17 protein-coding genes are annotated in these 16,618 nt (G+C 33.6%); 7 read left to right on the top strand and 10 right to left on the bottom strand.

Annotated elements, in window-relative coordinates:
• Positions 1-50 precede the first annotated feature (50 nt).
• The 3 genes from J7604_RS20270 to J7604_RS20260 are packed head-to-tail and all read left to right on the top strand — an operon-like array spanning position 51 to position 3,400.
• Positions 51-1,040 (top strand): 2-hydroxyacid dehydrogenase, encoded by a 990-nt coding sequence (locus J7604_RS20270; RefSeq protein ID WP_293899901.1) that lies wholly within the window; start codon positions 51-53, stop codon positions 1,038-1,040.
• 38 nt (positions 1,041-1,078) lie between these two features.
• Complete coding sequence (locus J7604_RS20265; protein ID WP_293899899.1) at positions 1,079-2,317, top strand: PAS domain-containing sensor histidine kinase; 1,239 nt, start codon at positions 1,079-1,081, stop codon at positions 2,315-2,317.
• 21 nt (positions 2,318-2,338) lie between these two features.
• Entirely contained in the window at positions 2,339-3,400 is a 1,062-nt protein-coding gene (locus J7604_RS20260; protein WP_293899896.1) for a response regulator, read from the top strand.
• An 83-nt stretch (positions 3,401-3,483) separates the two neighbouring features.
• On the opposite strand, the gene J7604_RS20255 is transcribed toward J7604_RS20260, so the two are convergent.
• Positions 3,484-4,965, bottom strand: a complete 1,482-nt coding sequence (locus J7604_RS20255; protein WP_293899893.1) for an ATP-binding protein — start codon at positions 4,963-4,965, stop codon at positions 3,484-3,486.
• A 71-nt stretch (positions 4,966-5,036) separates the two neighbouring features.
• Positions 5,037-5,567 (bottom strand): DUF4240 domain-containing protein, encoded by a 531-nt coding sequence (locus J7604_RS20250; RefSeq protein WP_293899890.1) that lies wholly within the window; start codon positions 5,565-5,567, stop codon positions 5,037-5,039.
• A gap of 590 nt (positions 5,568-6,157) precedes the next feature.
• Here J7604_RS20250 and J7604_RS20245 point away from each other — a divergent pair.
• Entirely contained in the window at positions 6,158-6,868 is a 711-nt protein-coding gene (locus J7604_RS20245; protein ID WP_293899887.1) for a hypothetical protein, read from the top strand.
• A gap of 215 nt (positions 6,869-7,083) precedes the next feature.
• Entirely contained in the window at positions 7,084-7,734 is a 651-nt protein-coding gene (locus tag J7604_RS20240) for an outer membrane beta-barrel protein (protein ID WP_293899884.1), read from the top strand.
• 161 nt (positions 7,735-7,895) lie between these two features.
• On the opposite strand, the gene J7604_RS20235 is transcribed toward J7604_RS20240, so the two are convergent.
• From J7604_RS20235 to J7604_RS20210, 6 genes are all read right to left on the bottom strand, one after another.
• Positions 7,896-8,978 carry a hypothetical protein gene (locus J7604_RS20235; RefSeq protein ID WP_293899881.1) on the bottom strand — a complete coding sequence of 361 codons (1,083 nt, stop codon included), beginning with the start codon at positions 8,976-8,978 and terminating at the stop codon, positions 7,896-7,898.
• Between the two features lie 261 nt (positions 8,979-9,239).
• Positions 9,240-10,016: a TerC family protein gene (locus J7604_RS20230; RefSeq protein ID WP_293899878.1), complete on the bottom strand. Its 777-nt coding sequence runs from the start codon at positions 10,014-10,016 to the stop codon at positions 9,240-9,242.
• A gap of 54 nt (positions 10,017-10,070) precedes the next feature.
• Positions 10,071-10,664, bottom strand: coding sequence for a TerD family protein (locus J7604_RS20225; RefSeq protein ID WP_293899875.1), 594 nt, complete (start codon positions 10,662-10,664; stop codon positions 10,071-10,073).
• A gap of 32 nt (positions 10,665-10,696) precedes the next feature.
• On the bottom strand, positions 10,697-11,254 hold the full coding sequence (locus J7604_RS20220; protein ID WP_293899872.1) for a TerD family protein: 558 nt from the start codon (positions 11,252-11,254) through the stop codon (positions 10,697-10,699).
• A 9-nt stretch (positions 11,255-11,263) separates the two neighbouring features.
• Positions 11,264-12,091, bottom strand: coding sequence for a PspA/IM30 family protein (locus J7604_RS20215; RefSeq protein ID WP_293899869.1), 828 nt, complete (start codon positions 12,089-12,091; stop codon positions 11,264-11,266).
• Positions 12,092-12,404: 313 nt separating this feature from the next.
• Positions 12,405-12,779 (bottom strand): hypothetical protein, encoded by a 375-nt coding sequence (locus tag J7604_RS20210; RefSeq protein ID WP_293899866.1) that lies wholly within the window; start codon positions 12,777-12,779, stop codon positions 12,405-12,407.
• Between the two features lie 211 nt (positions 12,780-12,990).
• Between J7604_RS20210 and J7604_RS20205 the strand changes: the two genes are divergently transcribed.
• Positions 12,991-14,016 carry a hypothetical protein gene (locus J7604_RS20205; RefSeq protein WP_293899863.1) on the top strand — a complete coding sequence of 342 codons (1,026 nt, stop codon included), beginning with the start codon at positions 12,991-12,993 and terminating at the stop codon, positions 14,014-14,016.
• A gap of 135 nt (positions 14,017-14,151) precedes the next feature.
• Positions 14,152-15,168 (top strand): hypothetical protein, encoded by a 1,017-nt coding sequence (locus J7604_RS20200; RefSeq protein ID WP_293899860.1) that lies wholly within the window; start codon positions 14,152-14,154, stop codon positions 15,166-15,168.
• Positions 15,169-15,249: 81 nt separating this feature from the next.
• Here J7604_RS20200 and J7604_RS20195 read toward each other — a convergent pair whose 3' ends face one another.
• Together J7604_RS20195 and J7604_RS20190 are read right to left on the bottom strand one after the other, a co-directional pair.
• Positions 15,250-16,134 (bottom strand): DMT family transporter, encoded by an 885-nt coding sequence (locus J7604_RS20195; protein WP_293899857.1) that lies wholly within the window; start codon positions 16,132-16,134, stop codon positions 15,250-15,252.
• A gap of 110 nt (positions 16,135-16,244) precedes the next feature.
• Entirely contained in the window at positions 16,245-16,556 is a 312-nt protein-coding gene (locus J7604_RS20190) for a hypothetical protein (protein ID WP_293899854.1), read from the bottom strand.
• Positions 16,557-16,618: the final 62 nt, after the last annotated feature.

Here is a 16,618-nt window from a genome sequence, read left to right as displayed (position 1 = left end):
TATACATTTTAGATATCTAGCATTAAATAAATAATAACAATTCCAACAGCATGAAACTAGCAATCTATAGCACTAAACCATACGAAATAAAATATCTTGAAAACGCCAACCACGGAAAACATGAGTTGTTATTTATTGAAGAGGCCCTTTCTGAAGAAACATTATATAAAGCAAGAGGCTGTGATGCTATTTCAATTTTCACTAATGATGATGGCTCAGCAGATGTATTGGAAAATATAAAAAAGCTAAACATCAGATCTATTGCTGTCCGAGCTGCAGGATATGACAATGTGGACATTAAAAAAGCGGAAGAGCTCTCATTCAAAGTTGCCAATGTTCCTGATTACTCTCCATATTCAATTGCAGAACATACAGCAACGCTTATCCTTGCTTTAAATAGAAAAATAGTACAGGCAGACCGTAAAGTAAAAGCTTATAATTTTCTACTTGATGAGCTTATTGGATTTGATCTTAATGGTAGAACAATCGGGATTATTGGCGTAGGAAAGATCGGTGGAATACTAGCGAAAATAATGAACGGATTTGGTTGTAAAGTGTTGGGATTTGACATTAAAGAAAACAAAGATTACACAGAAAAATACAACCTTCAATATGTATCACTTGATGAAATGTATCAAAAGGCTGATATTATCTCTCTGCATGCCCCTCTTAATGAATACACAAAGTATATGATAAACAAAGACAGTCTCGCTAAGATGAAAGATAAAGTCATGATTGTAAATACAGGCAGAGGAGGTCTGATAAATACAGTAGATGCTATAGACGCTCTTAAATCTGGAAAAATAGGATATCTGGGATTAGATGTATACGAAAAAGAAAAAGGTCTTTTCTTCTATAACCACTCAGCTGATATTATGAAAGATGATGTATTTGCGAGATTACTAACATTCAAAAATGTAATAATAACAGGGCACCAAGCATTTCTGACTGATAATGCATTAAAAAATATTGCAGATACAACTATAAATAACATAGATAGCTGGCAATCCGGTAACAAATCAAAAAATGATATTTTTTAGAATATATTTCTTATTAACTTTAGAGTAAAAAAGAGAAGTTGACATTGAACGAACAGGATAAAAATCCTTTGGATAACGAATCACGCCTCAGAGCCATTATAGAGACAGCTATTGATGGCATTATTACAATTGATCAAAAAGGAATCATTGAAACAATAAACCCGGCAGCGGCTAAAATTTTTGAATACGCACCTCTTGAGGTTATTGGAAAGAATATCAATATACTTATGCCTGAGCCCGACAAAAGTAGGCACGATGAATATATTTCTAATTATCAGCGCACAGGTGAAAAAAAGATAATCGGAATTGGTCGTGAAGTACTCGGAAGAAAAAAAAGTGGCAATGTATTCCCTTTCCGTCTGAGCGTAAGTGAAGTTTTCCTGCAAAATAAAATCATTTATACGGGAGTCATTCACGATATTACCAAGCTTAAAGAAGCTGAGAACGCATATAAAAAGCTGAATATCGAACTGGAAGAACGCGTTCAGCAGAGAACCTCTGAGCTTTTTGACGCAATCAAACAACTTAAAGAAACAAACAATAAGCAAAAGCAAGCTGAGGCTGAAGTAAGAAAAGCGCTCGAAAAGGAAAAGGAACTCAATGAACTCAAATCCAGATTTGTGACCATTGCTTCTCATGAATTCAGAACTCCTCTTAGCACAATTCTTTCCTCCGTTTCTCTTATTTCCAAATACAATGAAATGGGAGAAAAGGAAAAAATAGATAAGCATATCCAGAGAATAAAATCTTCTGTCTCGAACCTAACCGGCATACTTAATGACTTTCTATCCCTAAGCAAACTGGAAGAAGGAATTATTTCAAACAACCCCTCTCTGTTTAACCTACATTCTCTTGCTGTTGAAATTAATGAAGAGCTCACTCCTGCCCTGAAGACCAATCAGGTTATTACTTGCAAGCACAATGGCTTGGAGGATGTTTATCTTGATAAAAATATATTAAAAAATATCCTGTTAAACCTATTATCCAATGCTTCTAAATATTCAGGCGAAGGCACCATTGTTCTCGATATGTCTGTAAGTCATAAAGAAATAAATATAACTGTTAAAGATGAAGGCATTGGAATTCCTGAAAGCGATATTCAATTCTTATTTACAAGATTTTTCAGAGCTCATAATGCCGGGAATATACAAGGTACAGGGCTGGGGCTTAATATTGTAAAACGCTATGTAGAGTTGCTGGATGGAAATATTTCTGTTGAAAGCAAGCTTGGTATAGGTACAACTTTTAAAGTTAACATACCCGTTCTGAATAAATAATCGATTTTTTAAATTAGATGTATGAAAAAAATTTTGCTCATAGAAGATAATCAGGAAGTAAGGGAAAATACAGCAGAGATTCTTGAGTTATCCAATTACAAAGTAGTTACAGCAGAAAATGGTAAGATTGGTGTGGAGCTTGCTAAAATAGAAAACCCGGACCTTATCATCTGCGATGTTATGATGCCAGAACTGGATGGTTTCGGTGTATTACATGTGTTGAGTAAAAATTCAGCGACAGCGGGTATCCCATTTATTTTCCTTACTGCGAAAGCCGAAAAAGAAGACATGCGCAAAGGAATGAAGCTCGGAGCAGATGACTATCTTACAAAGCCATTTGATGATATCGAACTTCTGGATGCGGTTGAAACAAGGCTTAAGAAAAATGATCTGATAAAAGAAGAGTTTAAAAAAACGACTGAAGGTCTCGACGAATTTATAAGCAAAGTAAGAGGTATAAAAGAATTGGAAAATTTATCCAATAATGAGCAGCGAATCATTGCCGTCCCAAAGAAACATTCGGTTTTCTCACAAGGCAGCTATCCAAACTTTTTATATTTCGTAAGTAGTGGCAAAATCAAGACATCCAGAACTGATAAACTGGGCAATGAATTTATCACTGGTCTGTTCAAAGAAGGTGATTTCTTTGGCTATACTGATTTGCTGGAAAATTCAATATATACAGAAAGCGCTGTAGCGCTGGAGGATTCAAAAATATGCTCCATACTAAAAGAAGATTTTTTTGCTTTACTTTATAACAACAGAGATGTTGCCAACAAATTCATAAAACTTCTTTCTGACAATGTAATTGAGAAAGAAGAAAGACTACTTAAACTTGCTTATGGTTCAGTAAGGAAAAGGGTTGCCGAAGCCTTGCTTATGCTTCAAAAAAAATATCAGAATACCGAAAGTAATGAATTTACAATGGCTATCTCCAGGGATGATTTATCCGGTATTGTAGGCGCTTCAAAAGAAACTGTAATACGTACACTTACTGATTTCAAAGAAGAAGGCTTTATTCTGATTGCTGGTAGTAAAATTACTATTGTGAATGCAGATAAATTATCCAAACTCAAGCATTAAAAATAACTGTTCGATAATTAAATGATTTAATAAAACATAGTGATGACACCTTCTGACCATAACTATGTTTTATTTTTAAGCCTTTAACACTTGAAATAAACATTAAAAGTAGACCCAACCCCTACTTTACTTTTAACTTCTATTTTTCCTCCATTATTATCCATGATTCTTTTCACGATGGACATACCCACTCCTGAGCCTTCAACATGACTATGTAATCGCTTATACATGTTAAAAATCTCTGATATCTCATTTTCCTTTATCCCCATCCCATTATCAGTCACTTGTAAAAGAATATAATCTTTAATCATTTTGGTAGAGATATGTATTATTGGTGGCCTTTCAGGATCTTTATATTTTATAGCATTAGACAGCAAGTTAAATAATACACTTCTTAGGTTCTTAAGAGAAAAATTGATCTCCGGAGCAGCTTTAAAATCCTCTGTAATCAGAGCTCCAGAACTTTGCACCTGATCTTTGATCGATAATTTAATTTCTTTCAATACTTCTTTAAAAGCTACTTTTTCAGTTCCTGTGTCAATCTCTCCCTGCACCTTCCCAATATTTCCTAGTTCACTCAAAACATCTTTAAATTTAACAATCGACTCATCCATCATCTCGGTAATCTCATTAGCTTTTAATTGAGTCTCCGGTACCTGTCCTTTTAACAGATGAAAAAGTGCTTCTATATTTTTAATAGGAGCTTTTAAATCATGCGAGGCTGTATATACAAAGTTGTCAAGGTCTTTATTTATTTTATCCAGTTGTTTATTCTTCATTTCCAACTCACGATTCTTCTCAAATAATTCTTTTGTCCTTTCATTTATTCTTATCTCAAGCTGATTATTCAGAGTTCTCAGTTGAGCTTCCTTATTGATCAGGTCTGCAATTACTTCACTGATCTTTTGAGCTGCAGGTCTAAAAATAAAAAATCCTTCAAGTAGAAGTACTAAAAAGGTAATAACAAACAATACAACTTCTATCTTTTTTAATATTAATACCTTTAGCCTAGCTTCTTTCTCAAATTCTTTGACTATCATATCCATTAGATCCAGATAAGATGTTTCACTTTTGAGTATAATTTCTATTTCATCAAAGATTAATTTAGAATCCCAAGGTTTACTTTGAACAACAGAAGAGATGGTTCCTGCTTTATTATATATCTCCTTAAAATATAAATCCACTTTTTCAAACAAAAGCTCTGCCTGATGATTCACATTTACCGGAAGATTTATTGAAGTATCACCATACCTAAGTCCATGATGAAATTTGCTCCAGGTATCCAGTGCGACCTGAAGCTTTTGTGCGGATTTAGCGCGGTATAATGAATCTGGGCTTCGTTCTATAGCAAGGCACAATTTACAGATCTTCTGGCTTAACATCCTTTGCCTGCCAGACATGTTAACCACATATGAATCTTTAGTCTGATTAGACAAAGCTTTTTGAATAAGTACTTGTCCCAAAAGAGTTAAAAAAGCCACTGCAGATAAGGCAAGAATGTATAGCTTCGTAAGTTTCCTTGAAGAATCATGTGGAATTGAAATATGATCTGCAGCCTTTTCCATGTATTAGAAAAAAAAATTAAAGTCCGGAAAGATTGTAAAAGATAATCTATAAAAGATTCAACTAATATAAATTATTCATCTATTTCCCAATCCTCCTTAAATTTTTCAAACAGATTAGGGTTAATCTGTTTAAATTCATTCATGTTTTCTTCATCCCATTCCTTGCCGTCTGGACTGGCCTTGGGCGTCCGGATGATTTCAGGCATTTCCTCGTCTGTAAGCTCTTCATATGCTTCAGCAAATAAGTAATTATACTCCTCTCCGGCTTCGCTATCTCTGAGTGCCTCCTGCGTCATCTGGGCAAGAGAATCAGAATTTTCAAGAGCAGCATAATAAACTTCCTTCCCTCTACCAATTAACCACGCTCTGAAATCTATAAATCCATCATCGGAGCATCCACCTTGAATTGTATAAGCAGCAGCCCATAAGTCCCATTTGTAAGCCTGATCCATTAAATCCCAAAAAATCTCCTGAGCTTTTATTATTTCGCTTTTATTCAAATGCTGCAAAGCCTCTCGAAGATTGTCTAATTGCAAATAGATATCTTCGTTTGTATTTTTTTTCGATTGCTCAATTAAATCCCAGAATTTACTGATATCCATAGTATTAAAATATAATTAAAAATAACCCTTATTCCAATTCTGCATAACAATGATTTTTTATTATGCCTAAAAATATATGTAGACCTAATTAAACAGAAAATGTTTAATGATTAAACAAAATTAATATTTATTCAAAGTTAGAATTGAGGCGTTTAAATTACCTATAAAAAAATAATCCCGGAGGATATACGGGGAGTATATTGATCTCCGGGATCTTTCAACCAGCTATGGAAGTCCAAAAGTAGATAATATTTTAATATCATGCCAAATTTTTAGACTAAAAACACAATAAACAAGATCAATAGATCATTTAAATGTACTAACATCTTTTATACTGATATATTCGTAGTGACTTTCAATGCATTTTTTTCATTTTTAATTGGATTTTTTGCCAATTAAAAGTAATTTACTGATTAACAAGCCACAAGAAAACAAAGTAAGTACAATTACGATAACTATCTTATAATCTATGCATTATATCTCCCCGTATTAGTCTAAACATTAAGATTTGATTTTGCTTAATAAATTAGATTTGAATCAAAGAATCGAATTACCAGCTATTATCGTTAAAAATATTTAAACTCCCTTAAATGAGAATTATAAAATTAACATTTCTACTTTTAATAAATTGTACTGCAGCATTTTCCCAGAAAAACGCTCTTTTAGGGGATTGGTATTTTATTAACAGGAATGGCATCATTCAGACGAGCATTACAAAGGATTCAATTATTTCAAGACAATTGTTCTTTGACCTTTACCCAAAAGATTTACCGGCAGATAAGTATAAATATGAAAAAATCGCTTACAAAAAAAATCGAGTATATGTTATATCTAAAAGCAAAAAAGGCAATGAATTAGTGCATGCTTCTACCCTATTAAATTTTGTTCCTGGTAAAAGCTTTCACATGGCTTGGAATGGAAATGATACCGCTGTAAAAGGAAATAAAACCCTTATCAGAACCCTCGAAAAAGATACTATACTTAAGTACGGTTATGCTTTCTATTCTAAAAGTGAGATAGAACGAATTCAGAAATTGAAAGAGGTTGAATCAATGAGTAAAGAGGAATTTGCTGAATATTGCAGAATATTTGTAAATCTTCACAATCAGACCATTTCAGAATTTGATAAATATGACCATGGCTATGCCGGAATTACCTATATATTTCAAATAACAGCCCAGTCTTTACTTCAGGCTGGCTACAATCCTATTGAATCTGAAGGCAAACTGGAGAAAATTTATATAAAATATGCATCTGATCCCGAATTGAAAGAAATTCTTAACAGTCTCCGAATACAATAAATTTACCATCACATTTTTTAAGCGAGGATTATTTTAAGGCTAAAATATTCACTGGTGTCAAACAATTTTTCTAAATCAATTTTTAAACAATTTTCAAAAATTTATATTTATCCTTCGATTGAATCTTAAGGAAAAATTCAGATCCTTGAACCGATCTGACTTTTACTGTTGGATTTGAATAATTAATAACTTTAACTAACCAACTAACTAGTACAATGAAAAAACAATTATTATCCATTGCCTTATTACTGGCATCACTTACCTCTTTTGCACAATTAGAACAAGGTAAATTACTTTTAGGTGGCAGAATTGGGGTATCATCAACTAGACCTAATACTGTAAATGGAGGAACTACTGTAGACGGAGTAAAAACTACTTCTTATTTTATAACTCCTGCAGTAGGGTATTTCTTAGCGGAAAACTTTGCATTAGGATTAAATATCGGTTTCGGGGGGTATACTGAAAAAACTCCTGCAAACGGAGGTACTCCGTCTTTGAAAGACAGAAATCCTTATTTCTTAGTTGGACCATTTGGACGATACTATAAAAAGTTAGGAGATAACTTCGCTATTTTTGGCCAGGCTGCAATTGATTTCAGATTTGGTAAAAATAAAAATGAAGAGTATAATCCATTCTTTAATAGAATTGAGACTACAGAGAACAAGACAAGTTATTTTAGTCCAAATTTAAGACCTGGTATTGTATTCTTCCCATATTCAAAAGTGGGCATTGAACTGCTTGTCGGAAGAATCGGATATACACACTCAGTTGTGAAATTTGCTGATGACAGTAAAAGCAAAAACAATAGTGTAGACTTTAACTTTGACCTGGCAAACGTTCAACTAGGTGTGTTTCTATACCTATAATCTAAACTACACAGATAAAATAAAAGGTCATTTGACAATTCAAATGGCCTTTTATTATGGTTAGACACCGATATTTTTCACTTTAATTTTATAATAAGAGCATAAAATGCAAAAGGCTATCAAAACGACAGCCTTTTATAAAATTTACAAATTCCACTTTTTTAAAACTCTTCAACCTCTATATCTTTATTTAGAACACCCACTTTAATCTCCCCTTTCAAATTACTCACAGGGTTTTTCTCATCTTTTTCAAACTTGATTTGTAAAATATAAGGTATTACAGCATACATCAATGGGTCCTTGCCATGCGACCTTCTCAATTCTTTTATATTTCCTGCCTGATCCAATGTGAAATAAAATGCACCTATACCATCTATGTCCCTAATCGCGTCAAGAGAAGGTAAATTAGTAACTTTCCAGCCGGGGATACTTACTTCGATTCCCTGTTTTTCAATCTCTGTCTTCCGATTTGAATATTGATATTCTCTTTTAATTATCTGATCATTACTTGCATAAGTATATTTAACAGAATAATCAAGTTGACCATTTTTCTTGTAGCTTTCCTTTTTAATCAACTGACTCTTGTTATTGTAATAATATTTGTCTGTCAAAAAAATCTCAGAATTAGCAAAGTGATAAGTAGTTCTAGCTTTTCTTCCAATACTGTCATAGGCATGTCTTTCAATATTTAATCCGAAATCGAGTATTTTTTTGTCTTTGTCGTAACTTCTGACTTCAATTAACTGCTTTCCGGCATAAGTATATTTTACCACAGCCTTTTCCAGATTTCCTACTCCTCTCAATCTCCCTCTCTTATCAAAATTGAATTCATCAGTGAGTTGATTGTTTTTATATTTAAATCTCTTAACAGCTGGTTTATTCGCAAGATCAAGATAAGAACCATCAATATAATGATTGCTGATTTCTGCAATCAGTCCTTCGTCATTATACTTATATAATGTATATGAGGGATATTCCAAAGCGTCAGAAGTAGTGTCTGGCTTTATCATCTGACCATCTTTATTGAAGTACGATTTCTTTTCCAGCTTCCCCTTCCGATCATATTCATATTTAATTGTAGCTATCCCACTCAGATCATTTTCCAGCTTTCCATAAAAATTGACTCTGTTTTTCTGAATTAGTCTGTCTTTTTTATCTATTACTTCGGTCTTAATTGTTTGAGAAATACCTGAAATACTGATTAATACTAGCAGAATGAAGGGAACTAACTTTTTATAATCCATTGCTAACTTTAATTATTAAATAGAAAAATACTTAACAGATTGACTTATATTTAAGATGCTAAAATTAATAAAATAAATCCAATTTTAAATGGGTTTATTTCAGTTTTAAGTATTAACGTTGATAGGTGTTTTTCCTGATAGTAATTCTATACAAAAACAATAACAAGTTAAATAACAACACTTTACCCTACTGCTTATTTTAATAAAATAAACAATAGGGTAAAAACGAAAAAAAGAGCAGATTACTCTGCCCTTTTTAAATTACTTCTTTAATGCAAATTCCTGTTTATCTGCAAGTTTAACTCCATCAATACTTTTTTCTGATATTACTCTGGTCTTGCGCATTTTAATTTTAGAGTTCAACGCCTCAATAATACCGGCAAATGCCATTGCAAAGTAAATGTATGTTTTGTCAACATGAACCCCAGAACCTTCCATTACAAGCATTGCACCAATCATAATAAGAAATGATAATGCCAGAACTTTCAATGATGGTCTTGATTCAACAAAATCTGATATTTTACCAGATAAAAAGAACATTAGAGTCATTGATAATACAACTGCTGAAATCATTATTTCAACACTATCTACCAGACCGATTGCTGTTAATATTGAGTCAGCTGAGAAAACCAGATCTATCAACACAATTTGTAAAATCACTTTTACAAAAGTACCTTCCGTCTGTTCTTCTTTTATTTCATCATGAAATAAACCGTGTATTTCGGATGTACTCTTATGAATCAGGAATAGACCACCTGCAAGAAGTATCAAATCTCTTACCGATACTGGGTGATTTAATCCCCCTGTTGTGGTTAAACTGAACAGCGGATCTTTCATATGCGCAAGATCTGCAATGAATAATAAGGCAACAATCCTTACACCCAAGGCAAGCACAAGGCCTATTTTTCTAGCAAGAGCCGCCTTCTTTTTATTCTGAAGACCATTGGCAAGCAAGCCGATAAAAATAATATTGTCAATCCCCAGCACAATCTCCATCGTTGTTAGTACAAATATTGAAACTAGTATAGTTATCATCATTAATTTTTAAAGATTAAGTTTTAAATTTTTTTTTAAAATAAAAGATTCCATTTGTTATAAATACTGATGACGGATTAGTTTTACAGTATCCTCAATGCTTCTCGTAGAGGCTGGTTCACCAATTGCGACAAATTTCCAGTTGTCTCCATTACGAACTATTTTTGCCATAATCATCGCTACCTTTCCTTGAAAACCAGGTTCAGAAGCAAGATCAAAATATGCAAAAGCTTTTTTAGATTCTGATACACTTCCATCAACAAGTCTTATTTTCGCATAAGGAATAGTATGAAATTCCTGTCCTTTATAGGAGTTCAGATATACCACTATTGATTCTACTTTTGGAGATACTTTTTTAAGATTGATGGATATAATTTCATTATCCTTTTCATCTTCATATGTATCACCTGTCAAGTCATCACCTGTGTGATAGATGGAGCTATCGTTTGATCTTCTTTTATTAAAATAGACGGTGTCTATTACTCTTTTATCTTTATCAAACATTGTTACACTCCCATCCAAATCTACATTGACCTGCATCAGTCCCCATAGTTTAGATATCTTTCCCCAGTTAAGGCCCAGAAACATTGTTTCCAGATTTTTACCATCTTTCTCAAGATTTATAGATGATCCTTTTTTCAGATTAATCATTTTCTAGTTCTTCTAAATTTTCAATTCATTAATTAAGCATATATATCAATCAAGCCCTGAAGCCCTTTATTGTTGCCCGTACCAGTAGCAGTAAAGTGCCATTCATTATTTTTCTTTGTTAATGTACCAAATTTTACTACTGTGTTTCCTCCAAACTCAGCATCCAGGTCATATCTTAATAATTCTGTTTGTGTTTCCACATCAAAGATTCTTATATAAGCATCTGCAAGCATACCAAAGTGATGTTTTCTTATTTCTGCGTCATGAATGGATACTGCAATAACCATTTCTTCACAGGACGGATTAATGAGATCCATATTGGCTAATACCAGTTCATCATCTTCATCACCTACACCTGTCCTGTTGTCACCTGTATGCTTGATACAGCCGTCAGGAGAAGTAAGATTGTTATAGAATACAAAGTATTCATCGGATAATAGCTTACCGTTTTTTCCATTCATGAACACCGAAGCATCCAGGTCAAGCCTTTGGGAAACATATTCCCATCCAAGACCAATCATAATCTTTTTTAAACCAGGTTGATTTTTCGTAAGATTAAACGAGTTACCTTTTTTCAAATTAATTGACATATAGATTTATTATTGGTTAAAGAATTTACTTATATCATCATTGTTGCCTGAAGCTTTAGGCTTCAGAGAATAAAATTCACTGATCTCATTTGCTTTGTTTTGTTTGTTATTGTTTTTTAAAAGCTCATTTTCGATCTGCTTCATTTTGCTCTGATTCTTTTCATTTTTTTCTTCTGTTACCTGAGCCTGTAATGCCTGAAAATCCTCTTCTATTTTGTATGAAGTGAAAGATTCTTCAAGCTTCATTACTTCATGATTTTCAGCATCAGTAAGCTCAAGTAAAGCTTCCGACTCGGCTTCTAACTTGTTTATCTTTTCTTCAAGTCTGGATACTTCTGACAAGGCAGTGTTATTTAATCCACCAAGAGATTCGGCCAGGTTTTTCTGAGCTTTGGCTGTTTCATACTTTGCTGCATAAATTGATTTCTTGGCTTTCAGTTCTTCGTGCTTCATCTTAAAGCGTTTTAGCTGTTGCTTTTGATCTTCAATTTTTGCTTTTAGCATTTCATTCAAAGCGTGATACTCTTCAGCTTTCTTTTCAGCAATTGCCTTATGCTCCAATGCAGTCCTAGCAAGCTCTGCATGATTCTGAGCAATTGCAGCCTTAGCTTTTGCTTTCCATGACTCTGTTTCCAGCAAGGCTTGATTTAACTCTCGTTCCTTACTCTTCTGATCTGCAAGAGCCAAGGCAATTGCCTTAGTCATGCTCTGCAGATTCTTTTCCGATTCATGCACAGCAAGCGCATACATCTCTACAGGGTTTTCCACCGAGTCTAAAGCAGACATAGCTTTAGACTTAAACAGGTTGTTGAACCTGTTGAAAATAAATTTCCACATGTTGTTTTATTTATTATTTGATTGATTTACCGGATGTGAGTATTAGTAGGCTTCCGGTAAGCCTAATATTATAAAGGACTATGGAAGCTCAACTACAGCTTTTTGAGCAGCGGCAAAAACAGAATAAATAAAAAATGATAAAGTAGTTCTCATTGTATTTCTATAGCATTGCTATAGCTATTTGTTTATTTTAATGAGCATACAAAATGCAAGTCTCATGCCAAACTACCTCATGAATGTAAAAGGAAGATTTCCACAATTGTAAAAAAATATAGTTCTGATTTAAAATGAGCAGAATGTAAGTCAAAAAAAATTAACACAGAAAGTTTAAATCCAAGAGTCCAAGGATTCCAACTATAAGGGAGGCAACCCCAATTGCAGTGGTAAATGGTAAAAGTGATCTTGATAGTTTCGCCAGTGATTCCCCAATTCCTGGAATATTTACAAGAGTATCAGTTAAAAGTATAAGACCAGCAAGAATTCCTGCCAGATCATATATTGCGCATCCCGGACGAAACAAAAAGATCAATCCCAAAATAAAAGATGTAAACCCGATAATCACCTTAAAACCTGTAAGCCAATTACTAATCTTTAAAATGCTATCAGAAATGCTTTTGATTTTCATCAGAGTAGAAGTCGCCAGTAAAATTCCCGCAGCAATATTAGATAAATCGAAAATAGTGTCCATTGGTAAAAGTAAATCTTATCACTAATATCCTTTGAAAATCCATAAGTTGCAAATAGAAGTTTTTTGATTACTTTTACCAAAACAACTGTATAACAACAAATTACTATCTGCACATTAAAGCAATAATCACAAAAATCAATTATAAACGTCTAAAATCTAACTAGAACAAGTAGAAATCCGTACATAAGTTAATTGTTTGAAATAAGACTCTATGAAAAAAAACATTCGTTCCACTTTCTTTTTGACAATAATTGCTCTTTCTGTCCTTACAGGATGTAAAAAAGACGATACGGATCCCAAGACGGGCACCGTCACTACCAATATGAAACAAAGCGATAATACAGGTTCAACTGAGGTTGACGAAGCTATTTCGAATGTAAATGATGTTATTAGTAACCAAATTGGTGGTGGCGGAGCAAACGCCAGAATTGCAGCTTATGATTTGCCTTGCGGTGTAGTTAAGTTTGATTCTACAGAATCTTCAGGTAAAAAAACCTATACATTAAAATTCGGTGACCAAAATAAGTGCGGATATAAAAAGAAAAGCGGAGATGTTTCATTTAAACTTGAAAGTGGCTCTCACTTTAATGATATAGATGCACGATTTACTATAACATTTATAAACTATACTGTGGAATCCAACGCCACGGGACAAAGCGTTACTGTAAACGGAACAATTGCTGTAACAAACCTTACTGGCGGATATATCTGGCAGGTTGTGATACCTTCTAGTAATACTCTTCATAAGGATGCTGTAACGCATAGTGTAAGAGGTAAATTTATGGTAACCCATGCCAATGGAGCTGTGCGTGAACGAAATTATTTCCAAAAAAGGACCTGGTCTTCCACTTCAGGTTGGGCTGGTTTAAGACTGACAATTGCAGGTGATACAACAGCATCACTTGGAGCAAATACTCATTCCAATGTGTACGAAACTGGAAAAACCCTTGATGGAAACTTTGATTACGTCTCAAATCTAAGCGAAAACTTCCTTTGGACTAATTGTGGTACCACTTGGGCTGGCCCTTATGTGCTTGTTAAGGGTAAGGCAAGAGCAAATGTAAACATCCCCAATGTTACCCCTGCATATTTTGATGTTCAAGCTGGATATATCTATAACATATCCAACATGACAGCAACTCCAACGACTGATGCTAATCTTTGCGATGCCAATGCTTACAAAATAACAATTGAATTGGGAACGTATCTTAAGTCAGAACAATACCAATTATATTAATAATATCAATTTATTATAATAAAACGGCCTTTCCCCAAAACGGAAAGGCCGTTTTATTTTTCCATCATCCAGATATTGCCAAACTTTTAAGGTATAGTCATCGTACCTTATGTAAACGGTTTTGATGGACCATTTATGAAAAAATCAAATTGTGTCATAGTCTTATCCTTAATTGCTTGTCTTCCTATTCTTCTTTCCTGCACCAAAGAAGAAACAGGACCAGCAAAATCAGTTCCCTCTCAATTAAAACAAGACGACAGGTCTGCTTCTGTTGAAACTAATCAGATAATGTTGGATGTAACAGACTTTATAGGTTATAAGATAGGAAAAAATGAGAGCTCCTATACTTTACCCTGCGGTATTCTAAGAGTTGATTCAGCAACAGTTAATAGTAATAATAAAAAGATTTATAATTTATATTACGATGATAAAATTACCTGTAATGGAAAAATAAGAAAAGGATACGTTTCAATTCAGCTGAAAAAAGGAAATAGTTATGGAGAAAAAGATGCTGAATGCAGCATAACATTTAAAGATTTCAATGTAAAAATCATTGATTCAGAACAAACAGTTTCAATAATTGGAACAGTAATACATACAAATCTTTCAGGTGGCTATTATTGGCAGGCGGCTCAACCTTTAGGAACAGCCTTATATAGAGATTCTGTGCAAACCACTCTTACCGGAAAACTTTCGGTTAAACATACCAATGGAGAAGTAAGAGAGAAAAGTTATTCTCAAAAACGAACCTGGAAATCTATAGGTGGCTGGATTGGAATGTCAATGAGGCTATCTGGAATTTCAGAGCCGGTTTTCAAAGGTTCATCTGTTAAAAATGTTATTGAGTCAAGTAAAACCCTTATCGGGTATAATGACTACGTAATATTCATGAAAGAAGATTATCTATGGAAGAATTACGGTGAAAGCAAAGCCGGTCCTTTCGTACTTGTGAGCGGTCATTCCTGTATTGAGACAGATATAAAACTTGCATTAAATTCTGGCCCTGAGACAATAGATATAGAAGCAGGTTATAGATACACGGGAAGTGAAATCCCTACACCTAAAAGAGTTAAAAACTCAAGTTCTAATGCCTTTAAAATTTACTACCCACTCAGTGAAAATATTGATGAGATAATATATCAGTATTATTAATACTAAAAACAAAAGCTCTCTTTTATTGAGCTTTTGTTTTTTTATCCCATTTTTAAATCTATTTTATATTCAAAATAGTTTCTATTTTCTGTTTATCATATATACAGCTAATATCCCAAGAACCCCTCCAATGATGGTATGAATTTCCGGAACTTCTTTTAAAAAAATCCATGAGCCTAAAGCAGCAGAAAATGGCACCAGGAAAATAAATGTACTGGCTTTTCCAGCACCAAGTCTTGAAGTGGCAACAAAGAAAAATGTAGTGGCAAGAGCCGTTGTGATAGTGGAGCTAAAAAATAGATTTAACCCGAAAACAATATCAATCCTTTTAAATACCTCAATACTTTCATGATAGTCAGAAATAAATGCGATGAGAATTGTACATAAGCCATACATCCACAGACTAAAAGCTATCGGAGAACCATAACGTCCTGATCTTGCAGTAAACAGACTTAAGAATGCCCATGTGAAAGTTGCCATAACGAAATAACTGTTGCCGGAATGCCATATTTTATGCCAGTTATTCCAGATTTGAAGCAAGAAAGCTCCGGCGGCCAAGCCAATTACAAGACCAATTATTTCATATTTTCCAGGTTTCTTTTTAGCATAAACCAACATTATAACATAAGAAATTATCGGGTTTAATGTAGTAACCAACACTCCTCCAGCTCCTGCTTTTCCCAACGAAAGACCTTTAAAAAACAAATAGGTATAAAGAGCTATCAATGCAGAAGCACAAGTAAGGTCCACAAAGCCCTTTTTGAGAATGCTAAGCTTCTCTCCCGTAAAAAATACAATAATAAATAATGAAATAAATGTTACAAAGAACCGGTAAAGCGTAATATTCAGAGGATTCCCATAACCTGCCATAATCTTTCCCGATGTCCAGCTTAATCCCCAACAAAACATACTTACAACTAACCCAACCAGGAACAGATTATCTTTTTTGTGATTTTCAGATGACATGCTAAAACTTCAATTTTAAAATATAGATAAAATCAAAGTTAAAGGAATTTCTAATTGAGTTCTTTAATAAGTAAAAAATAAAAGCCCCACAATTCGGGGCTTTATTATAATTACTTACAACACTTATCTTTTTTCTTTTTTTTGCCTTCATGTTTGCAACAGGCTTCGGATTTTTCTTTGCAGCATTTTACATCTCCTTTTGTACAAACCTCATCCTTGCAGCAAGATCCGTCTTTGCAAGCCTCTGCACTTGTACAGCATGCTTTGCTTTCTTCTTTTTTGCAACAATCCTGATTTTTCTTGCAGCATTCCTGTTTCTTTTTACAGCATTCAGGCTTGTCATCATTTATAGTGCTTGCAAATGATTGATTAGCAAAAGCCAGGAAGAGACCAATAAGAGCAATTAAAATATGATTTTTCATCTTGATTTAAATTTTAAAATATTAGAATAATTTTTATTAATAGTTGCCTGTAAAGCAATGTT

This window comes from Sporocytophaga sp., assembly GCF_017745095.1.
In the GTDB taxonomy this organism is placed as follows: Bacteria; Bacteroidota; Bacteroidia; order Cytophagales; family Cytophagaceae; genus Sporocytophaga.
The sequence above is the reverse complement of the archived record's forward strand: the minus strand, read 5'-3'. Positions and strand labels throughout refer to the sequence as shown.